The 18,675-nt window shown below is 66.8% G+C and carries 17 protein-coding genes; 7 read left to right on the plus strand and 10 right to left on the minus strand.

All coding sequences use genetic code 11. The features are described 5' to 3' along the window. Position 1 precedes the first annotated feature (1 nt). Positions 2-1,318, plus strand: a complete 1,317-nt coding sequence (gene efeB / locus ACWDTI_RS08530) for an iron uptake transporter deferrochelatase/peroxidase subunit (RefSeq protein WP_449737630.1) — start codon at positions 2-4, stop codon at positions 1,316-1,318. Positions 1,319-1,377: 59 nt separating this feature from the next. On the opposite strand, the gene ACWDTI_RS08535 is transcribed toward efeB, so the two are convergent. The 9 genes from ACWDTI_RS08535 to ACWDTI_RS08575 form a co-directional block, all read right to left on the minus strand. After that, a complete protein-coding gene (locus ACWDTI_RS08535) occupies positions 1,378-2,370 on the minus strand; it encodes an ABC transporter substrate-binding protein (RefSeq protein WP_449737631.1) in 993 nt (330 codons plus the stop codon). Positions 2,371-2,401: 31 nt separating this feature from the next. Continuing rightward, positions 2,402-3,268 carry an ABC transporter ATP-binding protein gene (locus tag ACWDTI_RS08540; RefSeq protein WP_449737632.1) on the minus strand — a complete coding sequence of 289 codons (867 nt, stop codon included), beginning with the start codon at positions 3,266-3,268 and terminating at the stop codon, positions 2,402-2,404. Then, the gene (locus ACWDTI_RS08545) at positions 3,265-4,368 is read right to left on the minus strand and encodes a FecCD family ABC transporter permease (RefSeq protein ID WP_449737633.1); all 1,104 of its coding nucleotides are present in this window, start codon (positions 4,366-4,368) and stop codon (positions 3,265-3,267) included. The genes ACWDTI_RS08540 and ACWDTI_RS08545 overlap by 4 nt, the downstream gene beginning before the upstream one ends. Then, the gene (locus tag ACWDTI_RS08550; protein ID WP_449737634.1) at positions 4,365-5,423 is read right to left on the minus strand and encodes a FecCD family ABC transporter permease; all 1,059 of its coding nucleotides are present in this window, start codon (positions 5,421-5,423) and stop codon (positions 4,365-4,367) included. Before ACWDTI_RS08550 ends, ACWDTI_RS08545 begins: the two co-directional genes overlap by 4 nt. A gap of 109 nt (positions 5,424-5,532) precedes the next feature. After that, complete coding sequence (locus tag ACWDTI_RS08555; protein WP_449737635.1) at positions 5,533-6,423, minus strand: MazG family protein; 891 nt, start codon at positions 6,421-6,423, stop codon at positions 5,533-5,535. A gap of 19 nt (positions 6,424-6,442) precedes the next feature. After that, positions 6,443-10,033: a transcription-repair coupling factor gene (gene mfd / locus ACWDTI_RS08560; RefSeq protein ID WP_449737636.1), complete on the minus strand. Its 3,591-nt coding sequence runs from the start codon at positions 10,031-10,033 to the stop codon at positions 6,443-6,445. Between the two features lie 33 nt (positions 10,034-10,066). Next, positions 10,067-10,573 carry an N-acetyltransferase family protein gene (locus tag ACWDTI_RS08565; RefSeq protein ID WP_449737637.1) on the minus strand — a complete coding sequence of 169 codons (507 nt, stop codon included), beginning with the start codon at positions 10,571-10,573 and terminating at the stop codon, positions 10,067-10,069. A 41-nt stretch (positions 10,574-10,614) separates the two neighbouring features. Next, on the minus strand, positions 10,615-11,673 hold the full coding sequence (locus tag ACWDTI_RS08570; protein ID WP_449737638.1) for a phosphotransferase family protein: 1,059 nt from the start codon (positions 11,671-11,673) through the stop codon (positions 10,615-10,617). Between the two features lie 4 nt (positions 11,674-11,677). After that, the gene (locus tag ACWDTI_RS08575; RefSeq protein ID WP_449737639.1) at positions 11,678-12,793 is read right to left on the minus strand and encodes a hypothetical protein; all 1,116 of its coding nucleotides are present in this window, start codon (positions 12,791-12,793) and stop codon (positions 11,678-11,680) included. Positions 12,794-12,883: 90 nt separating this feature from the next. On the opposite strand from ACWDTI_RS08575, the gene ACWDTI_RS08580 reads away from it, so the two are divergent. Continuing rightward, entirely contained in the window at positions 12,884-13,495 is a 612-nt protein-coding gene (locus ACWDTI_RS08580; RefSeq protein ID WP_449737640.1) for a TetR family transcriptional regulator, read from the plus strand. A gap of 11 nt (positions 13,496-13,506) precedes the next feature. Here the strand turns inward: ACWDTI_RS08580 and ACWDTI_RS08585 are convergent, their stop codons facing one another. Then, the gene (locus ACWDTI_RS08585) at positions 13,507-14,214 is read right to left on the minus strand and encodes a TetR/AcrR family transcriptional regulator (RefSeq protein WP_449737641.1); all 708 of its coding nucleotides are present in this window, start codon (positions 14,212-14,214) and stop codon (positions 13,507-13,509) included. 46 nt (positions 14,215-14,260) lie between these two features. Between ACWDTI_RS08585 and ACWDTI_RS08590 the strand changes: the two genes are divergently transcribed. The 5 genes from ACWDTI_RS08590 (at position 14,261) to ACWDTI_RS08610 (ending at position 18,535) form a co-directional block, all read left to right on the plus strand. Then, positions 14,261-14,674 (plus strand): nuclear transport factor 2 family protein, encoded by a 414-nt coding sequence (locus tag ACWDTI_RS08590; RefSeq protein WP_449737642.1) that lies wholly within the window; start codon positions 14,261-14,263, stop codon positions 14,672-14,674. A gap of 222 nt (positions 14,675-14,896) precedes the next feature. After that, on the plus strand, positions 14,897-15,541 hold the full coding sequence (locus ACWDTI_RS08595; RefSeq protein ID WP_449737643.1) for an ABC transporter permease: 645 nt from the start codon (positions 14,897-14,899) through the stop codon (positions 15,539-15,541). Beyond that, the gene (locus ACWDTI_RS08600) at positions 15,538-16,833 is read left to right on the plus strand and encodes an ATP-binding cassette domain-containing protein (protein ID WP_449737644.1); all 1,296 of its coding nucleotides are present in this window, start codon (positions 15,538-15,540) and stop codon (positions 16,831-16,833) included. The genes ACWDTI_RS08595 and ACWDTI_RS08600 overlap by 4 nt, the downstream gene beginning before the upstream one ends. Further along, a complete protein-coding gene (locus tag ACWDTI_RS08605) occupies positions 16,830-17,567 on the plus strand; it encodes an ABC transporter permease (protein WP_449737645.1) in 738 nt (245 codons plus the stop codon). Before ACWDTI_RS08600 ends, ACWDTI_RS08605 begins: the two co-directional genes overlap by 4 nt. After that, on the plus strand, positions 17,564-18,535 hold the full coding sequence (locus ACWDTI_RS08610; RefSeq protein ID WP_449737646.1) for a glycine betaine ABC transporter substrate-binding protein: 972 nt from the start codon (positions 17,564-17,566) through the stop codon (positions 18,533-18,535). The genes ACWDTI_RS08605 and ACWDTI_RS08610 overlap by 4 nt, the downstream gene beginning before the upstream one ends. Positions 18,536-18,675: the final 140 nt, after the last annotated feature.

An 18,675-nucleotide genomic window follows, 5' to 3' on the forward strand; every position in this document is an offset into this window, starting at 1 on the left:
GATGTCCGACGACGACACCACCCCCACCCCACCGGCTGCCGACGGGGAGGCAACGCCGGACGCTCGCGGACCCCGCATGGGCCGGCGCGGCTTCCTCGGCGCGGTCGGGCTGGCCGGTGTCGTCGTCGGCGGTGCCGCCGGCGCTGCCATCGGGTATGCCGCAGCGCCGGAACCCACCGACAGCGCCGACGAGAAGGTCGACTTCTTCGGCACCCATCAGGCCGGAGTGATCACCACACAACAGAATTCGTTGGTCTTCGCGGCATTCGACTTGTCCGACACCGCGACCTTGCAGGGTCTTCAGGTCACGCTGGCCAGGTGGGCGGCGGCGGCCAGTCTGATGACGCAGGGCAAACCGGTGGGCCCGGTCGAGACCCGGCCCGGATCACCCCCCGCCGACACCGGGGAGGCCTTCGACCTCGGCCCCAACCGCTTGACCGTCACGGTCGGTTTCGGGCCGTCGATGTTCGACGACCGATTCGGGTTGCGGGACAAGATGCCTGCAGCGCTCAAGCCGCTCGGCCAGCTCGCCACCGACACGCTGATCGACCAGTCGATCAGCGGCGGCGACATCTGTGTGCAGGCGTGTTCGGAGGACCCCCAGGTCGCCTTCCACGCCGTGCGCAACCTCGCCCGGATCGGGCGTGGCGTGGTCGAGATGCGATGGCTCCAGGAGGGGTTCGGTCGGGCGTCGGCCACCTCGACGTCGCAGGTGACCCCGCGAAACCTGATGGGATTCAAGGACGGAACCGCCAACATCAAGGCCGAGGACCCGGCCGTCGCCGACCAGTGGGTATGGGTGGGCGACGAGACCGACCAGCCGTGGATGAAGGGCGGCACGTATCTGGTCACGCGCAAGATCCGGATGCACATCGAGGCCTGGGATTCCGACGACATCGCCGACCAGGAGTTGATCTTCGGCCGCGAGAAGTCGACCGGGGCTCCGCTGTCGGGTTCCCAGGAGTTCGACACGGTCGACTTCACGCAGCGAAAGCCGAACGGCAAGTACGCCATCGACCGCTTCGCCCACGTCAGACTGGCACACCCGGACAACAACGGCGGTGCCCAGATCCTGCGCCGCGGCTATAACTACACCGACGGAATCGACACGCGCACCGGCACTCTCGCCGCCGGCCTGTTCTTCATCGCCTACCAGAAGAACGCTCACGAACAGTTCGTGCGCATCCAGAACAGCCTCGCGCAGGACGGGCTCAACGAGTACATCGCGCCGATCTCGAGCTCGCTGTTCGCGATTCCGCCGGGACTGTCGAAGATCGGCGACTGGTACGGCAAGGAGATGTTCGAGTACAAGTCGTAGGTCATCCGGCAAGGCCTCGTCGGTTCTTCCCTCTGAATTCCGGGGGAACAATACCCTCGCTACTGCACCTTGGCGGTGGCGGCGGCGAGTTGCGGGGTGAGTCCGTCGAGGGCGAAGCGCAACGACTCCGGGGTGCCCGCCGACATCGCCTGGGCGATGGGATCGGTCTCCCCCATCTCGATTGCGCGGCCGTCCCGCGTCACCGGCAACGAATTGATCAGGTTGTCGGACTGCAGGGCCGACAACGGCATGCCGATGGTGGAGAACACCGCCACCTGCGCGTCGAGGGCGGACACCTTCTCGACCGGGACCGTGGCGAAGAAGCCCTGCGCCTGAAGGTCTTTCACCGGTGGAAACTCGACGAAGCCGAGTTCGGCGATGGTGTCGAAACGGGCGTCGCCGGGCAGGTACGCGCCGTAGGCGGTGCCGAACTTGGCCCCCCACACGAAGGTCTTGCCCGCGAAATCCGGGTTCTCGGAACGGATCTTCGCCTGTAGGTCGGTGGTCTCGGTGATCTGCTTCTCTCCCTCCGCGGATTTTCCGAGCGCGTTGGCGATCAGCTGGGTCTGCACCTTCCAGTTGATCGCGTAGTCCGGGGTGCCGGCCGGTGCGGTGACCACCGGCGCGATCGCCTTGAGGCTGTCGGTGACCTTGGAGTCGGCCTTGGCGCGCACGTTCAGGATGAGATCGGGGTCGAGTTCCTTGATCTGCTGGTAGTTGAAGTCCCCGGCACTGGCCGCATCGATGATCTGTGGTGTGTCCGAGCCGAATTCGTCCGTCGCCCACGAACCGACACCTTTGTTCGCGGCGCCGAAGGACATCCAGTCGTAGATCGCCACCGGCTTGACCCCGAGGCTCAGCGCGATCTCGCCGTCGGACCAGCCCAGGGCCACCACGCGCGGATTGTCGGGCAAACCGAGATCGGGGGTCTCCGACGGGTTCGAATACACCGGGTTCTCGGTCGAATCCGATTGCACGCACGCCGTTCCCACGAACAGGACCATCACGACCAGGCTCAGAAACGTGACGGCTCGCCGGACTGCTGTGGTCATCGGAACTCCTTCGTCGGGGTCGGGATGGCGGTCATGATTTCGACGCCCTCAGGTTGGCGGTGTCTCCGGGCACGTCGTCGAAGGCGACGGCGCCGTCACCCAGCGGGATCACCAACGGGGTATGCGATTCGGGGTCGTCGATGATGCGGGCCCGGACGCCGAAGGTGCGTTCGACCATGTCGGCGGTGATCACCTCGGACGGCGGCCCCTGCGCGATGATCTCCCCGCTGCGCATCGCGATGATGTGCGTGGCGTACCGGGCGGCCTGATTCAGGTCGTGGAGCACGGCGACGAGTGTTGTGCCACTTCGGTTCAGGGTGCTGCACAGGTCGAGCACCTCGAGTTGATGGGCGAGGTCGAGATAAGTGGTCGGTTCGTCGAGCAGCAGAATCGGGGTTTCCTGCGCCAGCGCCATCGCGATCCAGACGCGTTGGCGCTGACCGCCGGAGAGTGCCTGCACGCGCCGCTGCGAGAGATCGGTGAGGCGGGTGACGCGCAGCGCGAAGTCGACGGCCGCCTGGTCGGCATCGGTCCACTGCCGGAACATCGTCTGGTACGGGAAGCGGCCCCGCGATACGAGGTCGATGATGGTGATGGCGTCGGGGGCGATCGACTGTTGCGGCAGGAGACCCACTTCCCGCGCGAACTCCTTGCCGCCGAAGCGTTTCACGTCCTTACCGTCGAGCAGCACGGCGCCCTCGCGCGGGATCAGCAGCCGCGACAGTGCCCGCAGCAGAGTGGATTTGCCACAGGCATTGGGGCCCACGATGACGGTGAACGAGCCGTCGGGAATCACCACGTCGAGACCGGCGAGGATGGTGTTGTCGTCGTATCCGACGGTCAGTGCGCGCCCGGTGAGCCGGCCCGTCGGAGTGGGACTCGTGCCGTCGGTGGTCATGGCCGGGCCTTTCGTGACTGGGCGATGAGCAGTCCCAACAGATAGAGACCGCCGATCGAGGTGGTGACCACGCCGACCGGCAGTTGCACCGTCGGGGCCAGGATGGTGCGGGCGATCGCGTCGCAGCTGACGAGGAGCACCGCGCCGACCGCGGCCGACGTCACCAGCGGGATGCCCGGTCCCGGCGAGATCCGTGCCGCCAGTTGCGGGGCGACCAGTGCGACGAACGCTATCGGTCCGGCGACGGCGGTGATGACCGCGGCGAATCCGACGCCGAGCACCAGCAGGACCAGCTGGGTGCGCGCGACGTCGACGCCCTTGCTCTGCGCGGAGTCGGTCCCCAGCTCGAACATGCGCATGCGCGGGGCCGCCACGATCAGGAAGGGCACCAGGATCACGAGCCCGACGACGACCGGAATGGTGTCCGACATGCGGATGTCGTGGAGGTCGCCCATACCCCACGACGCCGCCGATGCCGCGTTCTGCACGTTTGCCGATGCGATCAGATAGCCGTTGAACGCGACCAGCATCGCGTTGACGCCGATGCCGACGACGACGAAGCGGTATCCGCTGGTACCGCCGCGCATGCCGAGGAAGTAGACGGCGGCCGCGGTCAGCAGGGATCCGATCAGGGCGCCGATCGTGGCGCCGGTGTAGTCGAGGTCCATCACCAGCATCGCGATCAGGGCACCCGAGTAGGCGCCCGTGGTGAAACCGATGATGTCGGGACTGCCCAACGGGTTACGGGTGATGGTCTGGAAGATCGCTCCCGACAACGCCAACGCGGCGCCGCCGACCACCGCGATGAGCACCGCCGGCAGGGCGGCGGCCACCAGGTTGGCCGGGCTGCCCGAGACCTGTCCCGCCAGGACTCGCAGGGTCTCCACGAAGCCGAGACGCGGGGTGTCGGTGGTGCTCACACCGAGCGACCACACGGCGACGGCGAGCGCGACGACGATCAGCAGCACCGAGATGGCGACGGCGGCCACGTCGACCTTCAGGCTCAGCGCACCCACGCGCAGAAACTTGGTCCGGCGCGGCCACCGGGCGGCGGGCGTGTCGGGCGCGGAATCACCGGACACCCGATCCTGGACGGTCATTCCCCGGTGCCTCCCTGACGGCGGACGAGCGCGATGAGCACCGGCGCACCGATGAACGCGGTCACCATCCCGACGGGGAGTTCGCCGGCGGTGGCGACCCGCGCGACGAGATCGGACCCGACCATCACGATCGGACCGACGACGATGCACACCGGCAACAGCCACCGGTTGTCCGGGCCGAACAGGATGCGCACCACGTGCGGCACCATGAGACCCACGAAGGTGATCGGACCGAGCGCGGCCGTCGCCGCCCCGCACAGCACCGTCAGCAGCACGAACCCGGCGAGCCGGACGCGTCGCACCGGGATGCCGAGCGCTTGCGCGCGGTCGTCACCGAGGGCCAGCCCGTTGACGTACGGGATGAGGAGCATCGACAGTGTCGCGGCGCCGAGGATCGGTATCCACACCACCGACACCTCGGTCCAGCCGCGACCGTCGAGAGTGCCCACCTGCCAGGAGCGGATGGTGTCGAAGGATTTCGGGTCGATCATGGTGAGGCCGAAGCCGATGCCGCTGAAGATCGAGCCGGCCGCGACGCCGGTGAGGACCAGATTCTCCGGGCTGGTGCCGCTGATGCCGCGGGAACCGACGTAGTACACCAGGGTTGCGGCGGCGAAGGCGCCGACCATCGCGGCGGCCATGTATCCACCGGTGCTGCTGACCCCGAAGGCGACCGCCGCCACGACCATCGCGAAGTAGGCGCCGGAGTTGACGCCGAGGATGCCGGGGTCGGCGAGCGGGTTTCGGGTCAGTCCCTGCATGATGGCGCCGGCCGAGCCGAGGGCGACGCCGACGAGCACGGCGAGCAGGGTGCGGGGGACGCGATTGTTCCGGATGACCTCGAGGGTCGTCGGATCGCCGACGTTGAACAGCGCGTGCCAGGCGTCGGCGATCGAGTAGTCCCCGGAGCCGACGAAGAAACCCACGAAGGTGAGCCCGACGAGCACGGCCACCAGGATGAGCACGATCGCCGCGTGCGACAGCGGCCCCAGGCGAGCGCCGGGCGACGTCGGCGTGACCGGGCGAGCCGGCTGATCAACCGTCTCAACGCTCACACGCACCACCAGTCACTGGGAGAGTTCCGCCAGATCCGACTATAGGTGAGGCAGCCCTAACATGGTTCCCAATGCGCGACGCCGGGTGCGCGACGTGTCGCGGCGCTACTCACTCCAGGTGGGCCGACCACGCATCCCGCGTCGTGAGCGCGACTCCGGCCTCCGCCGCCCGGCTCTCCGCATTCCGCACCTGATCCATCAGGGCGCGGGTCCGCTGCCGCGTCAACTCCTCGATGCTGTCCCCGCCGGGCGCCACCAAGACCGTGGTGATGATCGGATCGATGGTCTCCATGGGGAAGTCCGCCGCCTCGAGACGCTCGAGCACCTTCTGGGTGAGACTCAGCGCGGGCGCGGTCGTGGCGATGCCGTCGAGGACCGAACCGCGGTTCTTCTCGGCGGCCTTGCGTTCCTCCCACTCCCGGATCTGGGTCTCGAGATCCGCGTGCGCACCGGACAGCACGCCCGGGGTGCGGTGGGACACCTTCACGGTGAAACTGCGGGCCACGTCGTCGACGTCGAACGGACGCTCCGGGTCGTCGGCGGCGATGCGCGAGTGAAAAAGCACCTGCAGCAACAGGTCTCCGAGCTCCTCGCGCAGGTCGTCGGGGTCTCCGGAGTCGATCGCGTCGAGGAGTTCGTAGACCTCCTCGAGCAGATAGCGACGCAACGAGACGTGCGTTTGCGTGCTCTCCCACGGCCCGTTGCGGCGCAACGTGTCCATGAGGGCCACCGCCTCGAGCAGGTCGTCACCCGGAACCCGTTCGGCCGCAACCACGTCCTCGCCGAGCTCGATCCGCCGTGTCACCAGCGAATGGTTCCGGTCGGCGCTCAGCAGCGTGAGGGAGGGGTCGGAGTCGTCGAGGGCCGGCTCGACATGCCCGAGTTCCCACAGGAGTGCGGCCGGCACATCCTCGGTGACCAGCACGGTCCCGGTCAGGTGACGCCACGCGCGGATCGGGATCGTATCGGGCCGAAGTGGATCCAGAAGCACGACGGTCATTGCGTACCGACCCTTTCAGTCATCTCGTCGGCTCCCCCGACGACGGTTTGAGCGCGCGTAGGAAGGCGGTCAGGTAGTCGACGAGCTCGTCGTCGCGCAGCCTGGCCGAGCCCACCCCGCCGGTCCGCGGGATGGGCAGCGTGACAACCGAAGTCGTCGCCCGATAGGTGGCCGCCGGGTACAGCCGCTTGAGCCGGACCTGTTCGCTGTCGAGCAAGTTGAGCGGCGCGATCTTGACACCTGTTCCGGCCAAGCCGATTTCGGTGACGCCACGTTCCCGGCACCGCAGACGCAGGCGGGCGATACCGGCGAGCCGCTTGGTCTCCTCCGGCGGATCGCCGTAGCGGTCGGTGAGTTCGGCGAGCACGCCGTCGACGGCGTCGTCGTCGGTGGCCGAGGCCAGCTTGCGATACGCCTCCAGCCGTAGGCGATCGGAGTCGACGTATTCGACCGGAATGTGCGCGTCGACCGGCAGATCGATCCGCACCTCGGCCGGTTCGGTCGACTCGATCGTCTGACCGTCCGCGGCGGCGCGGTAGGCCTCCACGGCCTCCCCGACCAGCCGCACATAGAGATCGAAACCGACACCGGCCACGTGCCCGGACTGCTCGGCCCCCAGGACGTTTCCGGCGCCGCGCAATTCGAGATCCTTGAGCGCCACCGCCATCCCGGCGCCGAGTTCGTTGTTCTGCGCGATTGTCGCCAGCCGGTCGTAGGCGGTTTCGGTGAGCGGCCGTTCGGGACTGTAGAGCAGGTAGGCGTAGCCGCGTTCTCGGCTACGCCCCACCCGGCCGCGCAACTGGTGCAGCTGGGAGAGTCCGAGATTCTCTGCGCGGTCGACGATCAATGTGTTCGCGTTCGAGATGTCGAGGCCGGTCTCGATGATGGTCGTGCACACGAGCACGTCGTATTCGCGGTTCCAGAAACCGGACACCGTGCGTTCGAGATGATCCTCGTTCATCTGACCGTGCGCCACAACGACTCTCGCCTCGGGCACCATGTCGGCGATCTCCTTGGCCGTCTTGTCGATGGTGGAGACACGGTTGTGCACGTAGAACACCTGGCCGTCGCGCAGCAATTCTCGCCGGATCGCCGCCGCCACCTGCTTGGCCGAGTACGCACCGACGTAGGTCAGCACCGGATGGCGTTCCTCGGGCGGCGTGAGGATCGTCGACATCTCCCGGATGCCGGCCATCGACATCTCCAGCGTGCGCGGGATCGGGGTGGCGGACATGGTCAGTACGTCGACGTGGGTCCGCAGCGACTTGATGTGCTCCTTGTGCTCGACACCGAAACGCTGTTCCTCGTCGACGATCACGAGGCCGAGGTCGCGCCAGGTGACCCCGGTCTGCAGCAGCCGGTGCGTACCGATGACGATGTCGACCTCGCCGGAGGCCATCGCGTCGATGATCTCTTTGGATTCCTTGGCGTCGGTGAACCGCGACAGTCCGCGCACGCGCACCGGGAAGCCGCTCATGCGTTCGGTGAAGGTCTGCTGATGTTGTTGCGCCAGAATCGTTGTCGGCACCAGCACCGCGACCTGTTTCCCGTCCTGCACGGCCTTGAACGCGGCGCGCACCGCGATCTCGGTCTTCCCGTATCCGACGTCGCCGACGATCACGCGGTCCATCGGCACCGGTCGCTCCATGTCGCTCTTGACCTCGGCGATCACCGTGAGCTGGTCCATGGTCTCGGTGAAGTCGAACGCGTCCTCCATCTCGCGTTGCCACGGGGTGTCCGGGCTGAACGCGAAGCCGGGTGCGGCGTGGCGGGCCGCGTAGAGTTGCACGAGCTCACCGGCGATCTCGCGAACTGCCTTGCGGGCCTTACGTTTCGTGTTCTGCCAGTCGGAGCCGCCGAGTTTGGACAGCGCCGGCTGCTCGCCGCCCACGTAGCGCGACAGCTGATCGAGGGCGTCCATCGGGACGTAGAGCCGGTCGGCGGGCTGTCCGCGTTTCCCCGACGCGTACTCGAGCACCAGATATTCGCGGCGCGCACCCGACACGGTGCGCTCGATCATCTCGACGAACCTGCCGATGCCGTGCTGATCGTGCACGACGAGGTCACCGGCGGTCAGGGCCAGCGGGTCGACCTGGTTGCGCCGCTTGGCGGGCAGGCGGCGTCCGTCGCGGACTCCGGCGACCCGGTTGCCGGTCAGGTCGGTCTCGGTGACGATGACCAGACCGGCGTCCGGGCAGATCAGACCGTGACGCAGCGTGCCGTGGTAGACCGACACCCGTCCGGGCTCGGGCCGCGAACCCGGCTCCGCGGACTGTGCGGGGACTTCCGCCTCGGCCAGACGTTCGACGACCCGCTGTGCGGTTCCCTTGCCCGCCACCACGATTGCCGCGGACCCACCGGTGCCGACGTGCGCGCGCAGATTGGTGAACGTGGCGGCGATCTCGTCGTCGTGCCCATGCGGCGCCGGGCCCGGCGCCACATCGAGAATCACCTCGTCGCCGCTGCCGGTCGCCAACGGGCTCATCGTCCACCACGACCGGCCCGCGGCCAGCGTGGTCTTCTCCACGTCGTCGAGCGACCGGTACGCGCTGGCCTGCAGGTCGACACCGATCCCCCCGCGCGCGTCGATCGGCGCTTCCCCGCCCATCGCCGCCGCGGTCCACGACGCCTCGAGGAATTCCGCACCGGTCTGGGCGAGGTCGGACGCGCGCGTGCGGACCTTCTCCGGATCGAGCACCAGGATGCTCGTTCCCGACGGCACCACCTCGGTCAGCATCTGCATCGGCGCATCCACCAGCAGCGGGATCAGCGCCTCCATCCCCTCGACCGGGATGCCCTCGGCCAACTTCGCGAGCATGTCGCGCAGGGACGGATCGTCCGCGTGGTCGGCGGCGAGATCGGCGGCCTTCGACCGCACGTGATCGGTGAGGACGAGCTCGCGACCCGGATGAATGCGTACCTCGCCGGCGTCGACCTCCGGCTGGCTGCGCTGGTCGGCGACCGAGAAGGCCCGCATCTCGGTGATCTCGTCACCCCAGAACTCGACGCGGACGGGAAACTCGGCGGTCGTCGGGAAGACGTCGAGGATGCCGCCGCGCACCGCGAACTCGCCGCGACGACCGACCATGTCGACGCGTTCGTAGGCCATCTCGACGAGATCGGCGAGCAGCGCGTCGAAGTCGATCTCGATGCCCTCGCGCAGGGTGACGGTGCGCACCGATCCCAGTCCGGGCGCCATGGGTTGCACGAGCGAGCGGACCGTCGTGACCACCACGCGCAGCGGGGCGGCGGCGTCGGCGGGGTGGGCGAGGCGGTGCAGGACGGCCAGCCGCTGACCGACGGTGTCGGCGCTGGGTGAGAGGCGCTCGTGCGGCAGGGTCTCCCACGACGGGAACTGGGCGACCGACGCCGGATCGTCCAGGAGTTCGGCGAGCTCGGCGGTCAGGTCGTCGGCTTCGCGCCCGTTCGCGGAGACGACCAGCAGCGGCGCATCGGCCGATTGTGCGAGGCAGGCGACGACGAACGGTCGAGCCGCATCGGGTGCGGTGACGTCGAGACGGTCGGCGCCCCGACGTCCGAGGAGGTCGGCGATGGCCTTGTCGGCGCAGGCGAGGTTGGCGAGTCCGTGCAGAGCAGAGGGGGTGGACACCGGAACGATTCTAGACACGCCCGGACGAGCCGATCAGGGCAGCGCACGCTGCATGTAGATGCAGTCCACCCACTGCCCGAACTTGAACCCGACCGAGGGCGTCCGGCCCACCTCGACGAACCCGTGCTTGGCGTGCACCGCGACCGACGCGTCGCCGCCCGTGGCGGCGATCACCGCGATGATCTGCCGGACATTGCTCGGCTCCGCGGCGGCCAGCAGAGCGCCGAGCAAAGCGGACCCGATGCCGCGGCCCCCGGCGTCCGGCCGCAGGTAGATGGTGTCCTCGGTGGTCCAGGCGTATGCCTGTTTCTCCCGAAACGATCCGAGGTAGGCGAAGCCGAGCACCGTGTGGTCCGCATCGTCGTCGACGGCCACCAGAAACGGACGTGCGGCGGTGCGGATCGCGTCGAGTTTGGCGGTCCACGACTGCACGGTCGGCGCGACGTAGTCGAAGGTGGCGACGGTGTGTTCGACGTAGTGTCGATAGATGTCGGCGATCGCGACGCAGTCGGCGGCCGACGCCGGACGAACAGTGACCATGCGACGATGATGCCGCACCGCCGGGTTGTCGTCGGCGTGGGTTACGAGTCCGGTCCGGAGAACACGTGATCAAGCCTCGCGTAACAGACCTCCGCGAGATCGACGCCGTCGAGTTCCAGGATGCGGTTGAGTCGCAGCAGCGGGATGGCCAGGAGCAGAGCCGCGGTCACGTCGGCGAAGTGCATGTGATCCAGACGTAGTCGAGTCGCCCGACGATAGCGGTCCAGGGTCTCCTCCCTCGACGGGGTTCCGGGGGTTCGCGCGTGTCCCGGAGCGGAACTGCTGATCCAATCGGTGGCGAACATCCATGCGAGATCGCCGGCCGGATCCCCGAGGTAGGCGATCTCCCAGTCGAGCGCCGCAACGGATTTCAGGTTCCGATCGTAGAGCACGTTCGACATCCGGCTGTCACCCCAACACAATCCGACGAACTCCGGCTCGTACAGGTTGGCGTCGAGCCAGTCGAGCGCGTCGCGGAACGGTTGCGCCACCGAACCGGGCGCGCTTGCCCAGGTCAACCCGTAGCGGAGGAATCCGGCGAGCCGATCCGGTGCCGACGTTCCGAAACCGCGCAGGTCGAGAAATCCCAGACGACAACGGTTTACGTCGACGGAGGCCACTGTCGAGATCAGGTCGACGCAGCCGTTCCACAACGTCGCCCGTCCGGCCTCGTCCGCATCGGCGAACACGCCCGTTTCGTGATAGGGAGGGACGTCGCTGACCATCACCACGTCGTCGATCCGGTCCATCACGAAATACTGGGTTCCGAGATCCGTTCCGGCGGAGTCGATCCAGCGCATGGTCGGCACCGGGACCGGACTGTCGGCCAGTCGGTCCATGGTCAGATACTGCCGGCGCAGATCATAGTCGGGCAGGACGGGGTGTTCCGGCGGTCTGCGGAACACGAGGCCCACCGGATCGTCGCGTTCGTCGACGTCGACGAGGTCGAACAGGTAGGTCTCCGTGGAGAACCCCTGCGACGCCGGCCGCCAGTTCGCCACCCGCGCACGAGAGGCGCCCGGGATACGCTCGCGGGCAATCCTTTCGAATGCTTCGGGCAAGGCATCGGCGGCCAACCGGGGCATCGGTGCAGTCGTCATCGACTCACCAACCGGTGTAACCGTAGCGCGGGTAGGCCCCGACGAAGACCATCTCGACGAGTCCGTGGCCGATCTTGCCGTCCATCCGGACCTCGCACAGCGTCTCACTCACGAAGGTGGCCCCCGCGATCGCTCGCGTGTCGGTGATGTCGACATCGAAGCCGTCGATGAAATCCTTTCCGCGCCAATAGCCCGATGCGTATCCACGGAACTCCTGGTAGCCGGCCAGCCCGGGCCAGAAGTCGCAGATGGGCGTCACATCGATGTGGCTGGTCGATCGATCCGAGCGATGGACCGTGAACGTGCCGCCGCTGATCACGCGGAGGTCGTCGCGGAACTTCAGGTCGTGCTCGACGTCGATGATCGACGCGGACGGCCGGCCGGTCGACAGGGGATGGAGCACTTCGCCCTCGAACTGCGTGCGCCGCCCCGAGCCGTCCTCGCGCTGTGCGAAATGCACCAGCTCGTCGTCAAATTCGAAGATCCCCATGTAGTAGAGGACGCCGTCGGGAATCAGCCCCGGCTGCATCTCGGTACCGTCGGGGAGGCTTCCGCCGCCGGGGCCGTTGCGTATCCCCCACGAGTGATCTCGTCCGAACCACCATCGCGCGGGGTCGATGTCGATGCGCTCGCCGTCGAGAACGACGCTGCCGGTCAACGTGCCGTTCTGGTAGTAGCGGCGCGCGTCCTCGCGTACCCGCCCCCGCTCCCGATGGAAGGCCGGGGTCTGTTCGTAGGCCGGGAAGTCTCCGGTGAGGGTCAGGTCGAGTTCGAGCCCATGGTCGTTGGCGCTCAATGTCACCCGCGTCCGCCGCAATGGATCCTCGACCGCATACGTGTACGGGCCGACCGTGTAGCTGCCCAATCCGACCGGCGCGCAGGAGAGTTCGGTCGACATCCGGACGACGCGGGTCACCCCCGAGCGCCGGCCGACCATCGCGTAGGCGTCGGTGACGTTGCGGTTGGGAAATCGGGCCAACCCGGTCATCACCGTCAAGTCGCCGGAGCGATCGAACCCGTACATCACAATTCGTTCGACCCAGCGCAGGTCGCTCTGGTCGGGATGATCGAACGTGGTCGGGAGTTGATGACACAAGAACTCGTCGTGGGCGGTCAGCATGACAGTCTCCTCGTCGGCAGCTCGAACGGGTGCCATTACGTTACGTTGCATAACGTAATCAGTGGGTCGTTTTCGGCTAAACTCCGCGACGTGACCGCCGAACCACGCACCGCGCCTGGGCGGCCCCGAGATCCCGACAAGGACCTCGCGGTCCTCGACGCCGCACGCGGACTACTGGCCGAAGGCGGCTACGGGGCGGCGACCATCGCCGCCATCGCCCGACGGGCAGGCGTCGGCACCCCGACGGTCTACCGCCGCTGGCCTCGACGCGAATCGCTCATCGAGGACGCCGTGTTCGGTTCGCGCGACATCCCCCTCCCCCCGATCACCGGTGACCTGCATCGCGATCTTCGGGGGTGGGTACGGGCATTCCTCACGCACCTGGCCGATCCGGCCACGCGCGCCGCGATTCCCGGCCTGGTGGCGGCGTATCAGCAGCAGGCCGATCTCTACGGATTCCTGCTGACGCGCGTCGAGAACCGCGTTCGTGCGCGTCTGATCGACGAGGTGAGCGCGCTGATCCCGGTCGCGACACCCGAGGTTCGCGCGGCTCGCGCCGACGCCGCCTTCGATTTCCTGGTGGGCGCTGCGCTGGTCCGCGCGCTGACCGTCGGCCTGCTGGACGCGGACGACTTCTGCGACCGGACGGCCGACGCCCTCGCCGCGCTCGTCCGATCGGAGTGGACGCCGGACGAAGGCTAGGGCGTGTCTCCCTAGTCGTCTTCGGAATCCGGCGCCGTGGTCCGGTCTCTGGCCTCCACGTAGTCCGGGCCGACGAGTTCGGGGTGGGGGTCGAGTCGGGTGAGCCCGTTCCAGCAGAGATTCACCAGGTGGGCGGCGACAACCTCCTTGGACGGTTCGCGAACGTCGAGCCACCACTGCGCGGTGACCGAGACCATGCCGACCAGGGCCTGCGCATAGAGCGGCGCCAGGGCTGGGTCAAAACCCCGGCGTTCGAAGTCACCCGCCAGGATGTGCTCGACCTGACTGATCGCATCGGTGAGAAGGCTTGAGTACGTTCCACTTTCACCGGTATTGCTGCGGTCGCCGCGCATCAGGATGCGGAATCCGTCCGTGCGTTCCTCCATGTAGGTCAGCAACGCGAGGGCCACCTGCTGGATCCGGTAGAGCGAACGGTTCTTCGTCAACGACGACGTGACCATCTCGAGCAGGGTCTCCATCTCCCGGTCGACGACGACCGCATAGAGACCCTCCTTGCCGCCGAAGTGCTCGTAGACGATCGGTTTGGACACCCCGGCACGCTGCGCGATCTCCTCGATGGACGTGCCCTCGAATCCGCGTTCGGCGAAGAGACCGCGCGCGACATCGATGAGCTGCTGACGCCGCTGTGCGCCGGTCATCCTCGCGCGCGGCGCACGCCTCACCTCGTCGGTGCTGTCGGTCGGCCGGCTGGATGCCATGCAGACAACACTAACGAGCCGGGGCCGAGGCTGGTAATCAAGAGAGATGCTCAGCATCGAGGAAATCTCGGCCCGGCTCGAGATCCAACAGGTCCTCACGGACTACTCCACCGCTGTCGATTCGGGCCGCTTCGAGGATCTCGACGACGTGTTCACCGACGACGCCGTCATCGACTACTCGGTCATGGGCGGCATCGTCGGCAACCGAACAGAGGTGAAAGACTGGCTTGCGCAGGTGCTTCCGGCTTTCTCGGCCTACTGCCACCTCCTCGGCAATCATGACATCCGCGTCGACGGACCGACCGCTGCGAGCCGTACGTTGTGTCTGAATCCCATGCAGACACCCGACGATTCGACGTTCCTGATCGGCCTCTGGTATGCGGACACGTGGTCGCTGACCGAAAACGGCTGGCGTATCCGTTCCCGCACTCTCGAGAAATGCTTCGATACCAAGCTGTGATCGGCCGCCGGCGCAACCGCCGATCGTTACGCCGAATCGTTATGAAACAGAATCAGCCCAGGTCAGGGCGGCAGTCGAACGTCGCTGCCCTCGAGTGAGAACAGGCAATCGCAGGCATTTCCACAAATCGCCGCCGTACCGGCCATTAGGGTGGCGAACAAGGTCCGCGTTCATTTCCTGAGGTGTCGCGACCGGCCCGGGGGTGAGGAGGCACTGTTCGGAATGCAATTGTGGGATTACGTTCAGGGACATGCGGCGACGCTGACATTTCTGACGTACCAGCACGCGTCCTTGGCATTTCAAACCGTTCTCGTCGGAACCATTGTCGCCGTACTCATCTCCGTCACGGTCTACCGGATGCCGTTCTTCTCCGCATTCACCATGACCACCAGTCGCGTCGCGCTCACCATCCCGTCACTGGCGTTGCTCGCATTGTTGATCGTGCCGTTCGGCCTCGGCGTCGTCCCGTCATTCATCATGCTCGCCTTCTTCGCGACGATGCCGGTGATCGGCAACGCCATCGTGGGACTGCGCTCCGTGCCGCCGTCGGTGATCGAGGCGGCTCGCGGAATCGGGCTGTCGCGGTGGCGGATTCTGTTGACGGTGGAACTGCCCATCGCGTGGCCGGTGATCCTGACCGGGATACGGGTGTCCACCCAGATGATCATCGGTATCGCCGCCATCGTCGCCTATGTCCTCGGGCCGGGGCTCGGCTCACTGATCTTCAGCGGACTGTCCCGCCTCGGCGGCGCCAATGCCCTCGAGATGGCCTTGACCGGAACGATTCTCATCGTCCTCATCGCACTCGTCTTCGACGGCCTCCTCGTCCTGCTCGGCCGCTTCACGATCTCCAAAGGACTGCAATGACCACACTGCCGAACGACACGTCAGCCCCGGATCGCACCGTCACAGGCGTGCCGATCCAACTCGACGGAGTGGTCAAACGCTATCGCGGACAGGACAAACCGGCCGTCGAACGGCTCGACCTGGACATCGACGCCGGCCACATCGTGACCTTCGTGGGACCGTCGGGATGCGGCAAGACGACGACACTGAAGATGATCAACCGACTCATCGAACCCACCGAGGGACGGATACTCATCGGCGGTCGCGATGTGACACACGAGAATCCGGACAAACTCCGCCAGGGCATCGGCTACGTGATCCAATCCGGCGGCCTGTTCCCCCACTGGTCGGTGTCCAAGAACATCGGCGCCATCCCCCGAGTCCTCGGGTGGGACAAGAAGCGCATCGCCGAACGCACCGAGTATCTCCTCGATCTCGTCGGTCTCGACGCGGCGAGCTTCGCCGACCGGCTGCCCAAAGACATGTCGGGCGGACAGCAGCAGCGTGTCGGCGTGGCCAGGGCACTCGCGGCGGATCCGCCGATCCTGCTGATGGACGAACCGTTCGGCGCGGTCGATCCGATCACCCGAGTCCGCCTGCAGGACAGCCTGATCGCGATTCAGCATGAGCTCGGTAAGACGATCGTGGTGGTCACGCACGACTTCGACGAGGCCACCAAACTCGGTGACAAGGTCCTGATCCTGTCCGAGGGCGGGCATATCGAGCAATACGCGACGCCGGAGGAGATCCTGGCCAATCCGGCCTCCGAGTTCGTCGAACGATTCGTCGGATCCGGTGCCACGTTGGCGCACCTGACCCTGACGCGCGTGCGCGACGTCGAACTCGGGAAGGTCACCACGGCAACCGTGGGCGAGGATTCACAGGAGGTCATCGGCCGGGCGCACCGGGCCGGCCATGACTGGGTGGTCGTCGTCGACAACCACGGGCGCCCCCGGGCCTGGCCGTCGGTCGGCGAGGTGGCGGCGAAGCCGCAGATCTCCGACTACCTCGACCGCCGCCTGCCCGTTGTCGCGCGGTCGTCGACGCTCAACGACGCCCTCGACGCCATGCTCGACACCAGCCAGGGAGGTGCGTTGATCACCGACGGCCGCGGTGCCGTCGTCGGCTCGCTGGGTATCGACGCGGTGATGGAGGTCATCCGGGCCCAACGCACCGAGGCACGGCCGGATCTTCACGACGAGTCGTATGTCGAGCATCCGGAGGGCACGCACACCGACGAGATGCCGGTGATCGTCGCCGCCGACGAACCCGACGAGCCGGACGAGCCCGACGAACCCGGCGAACGATCATGAAGCGGTTCCGGAGCCTGCCGATCGATGTGTGGATGGAGCCACTGCTCATCGTCGCGGGACTCGTCGGCTACATCGTCTGGTATCGGTCCACGACGCTGACCGACACCGAACAGGCGGCCCTCGGTTGGGACAGTCTGCACATTACGCTCCTCGACCACATCAAACTGACCGTCGTCTCGACGGTGATCGTGGTGGTGATCGCGATTCCGCTCGGAATCCTGTTGACCCGCCCGTCGATGCGCTGGCTCAACCCGATCGCGGTCAACATCGCCAACGTCGGTCAGGCGGCACCCGCGGTAGGCCTCCTCGTGTTGTTCACCTTCTGGCTGGGCACCGGGTTCAAGACGGCAGTCGTCGGCCTCGTCGTCTACGCGATCCTGCCGATCCTGCAGAACACCATCGTCGGGCTGCGGCAGGTGGATCAGCGCACCGTCGAGGCCTCCCGCGGTATCGGTTACTCGGCGGTGCGGACACTCGTGCTGGTGGAACTCCCGCTGGCGGTTCCGGTGATTCTCAACGGCGTTCGCACCGCCCTGGTGATCCTGGTCGGCACGGCAACGCTGAGCACGTTCATCGGCGCCACCAGCCTGGGCACCCTGATCACCACCGGCGTGACGCTGTTCTTGCCGAAACTCCTTGTCTCGGGGGCCGTTCTGGTGGCGCTGCTGGCGTTGACCATCGACTGGCTCGGCCGCATCGTCGAACTCGTCGCCACTCCGAGGGGCATCTCATGAGGAGCCGTGGGCTTCTCGTGTGGCTTGCGCTGGCCACCGTTGTTCTCGCCGGCTGCGGCCTGGTGAGTTCGTCGGGCACCTTCCATGCCGCGTCGCTGCCCGACGGGAAGAAGCCGCTCGACGGTGCCCCGATCACGGTCACGTCGAAGAACTTCACCGAGAGCGTGCTGTTGGGCAAGATCGCGGCCACCTATCTCGCGGCGGCCGGGGCCGACATCACCGACATGACCAATGCTCCGGGTTCGGCGTCCTCGCGCCAGGCCATGCTCAACGGAACCGCCGATCTGACCTGGGAGTACACCGGGACCGCATGGGTGACGTATCTCCATGAGACAGAGACGATCGCCGACCCCCAGGAGCTCTGGGAGAAGGTTCACCAGACCGAACTCGAAGAGAACAACCTCGTCTGGCTTCCGCCGGCCAACTTCAACGACACCTATGCGTTCGCGATGTCGACGCCGACGGCGGAACGCCTGAAGATCAAGACGATGTCGGAGATGGCGAAGCTCCCCGTCGACGAACGGACCTTCTGCATCAACGACGAGTTCTTCAGCCGGCCAGACGGATTCCTGCCGATGCTGGAGACCTACGGAATCCCGTACAACACACCGAACGGGGTCCCCGCCGGGAACACGACGCAGATGGATTCCGGTGTCGTCTACACGGCGACCGCGAAGGCCGACCCCTGCAACTTCGGCATGGTGTACACGACCGACGGCCGCATCAAGAACCTGAACCTGGTGATCCTCGACGACGACAAGAACTTCTTCCTCCCGTACAGCGGAACAGTCGTGGTGCGCAAAGAGATTCTCGACAAATATACCGAGATCGCCCCGCTGATGGCCCCCATCTCGGAGAAGCTCACCGATGAGGTGATGCAGGAACTCAACGGCCGGGTCGACATCGACGGCGAGGACCCCGCCGACGTCGCCTACGACTGGCTCAAGAGCGAGGGTTTCGTCACGTAGGACGACGTCCGACGCCCCTTCCGGACCGCCGAAGGCCGCCACCGCGAGGCCGCGAGAAAGAGTCGCCACCCCGCCGCTGGTCGAGTAAGCGACCGAGCGAAGCGAGGCCACTCTCGCTGGTCGAGTAAGCGACCGAGCGA

Source organism: Gordonia sp. NPDC003424 (genome assembly GCF_053588655.1).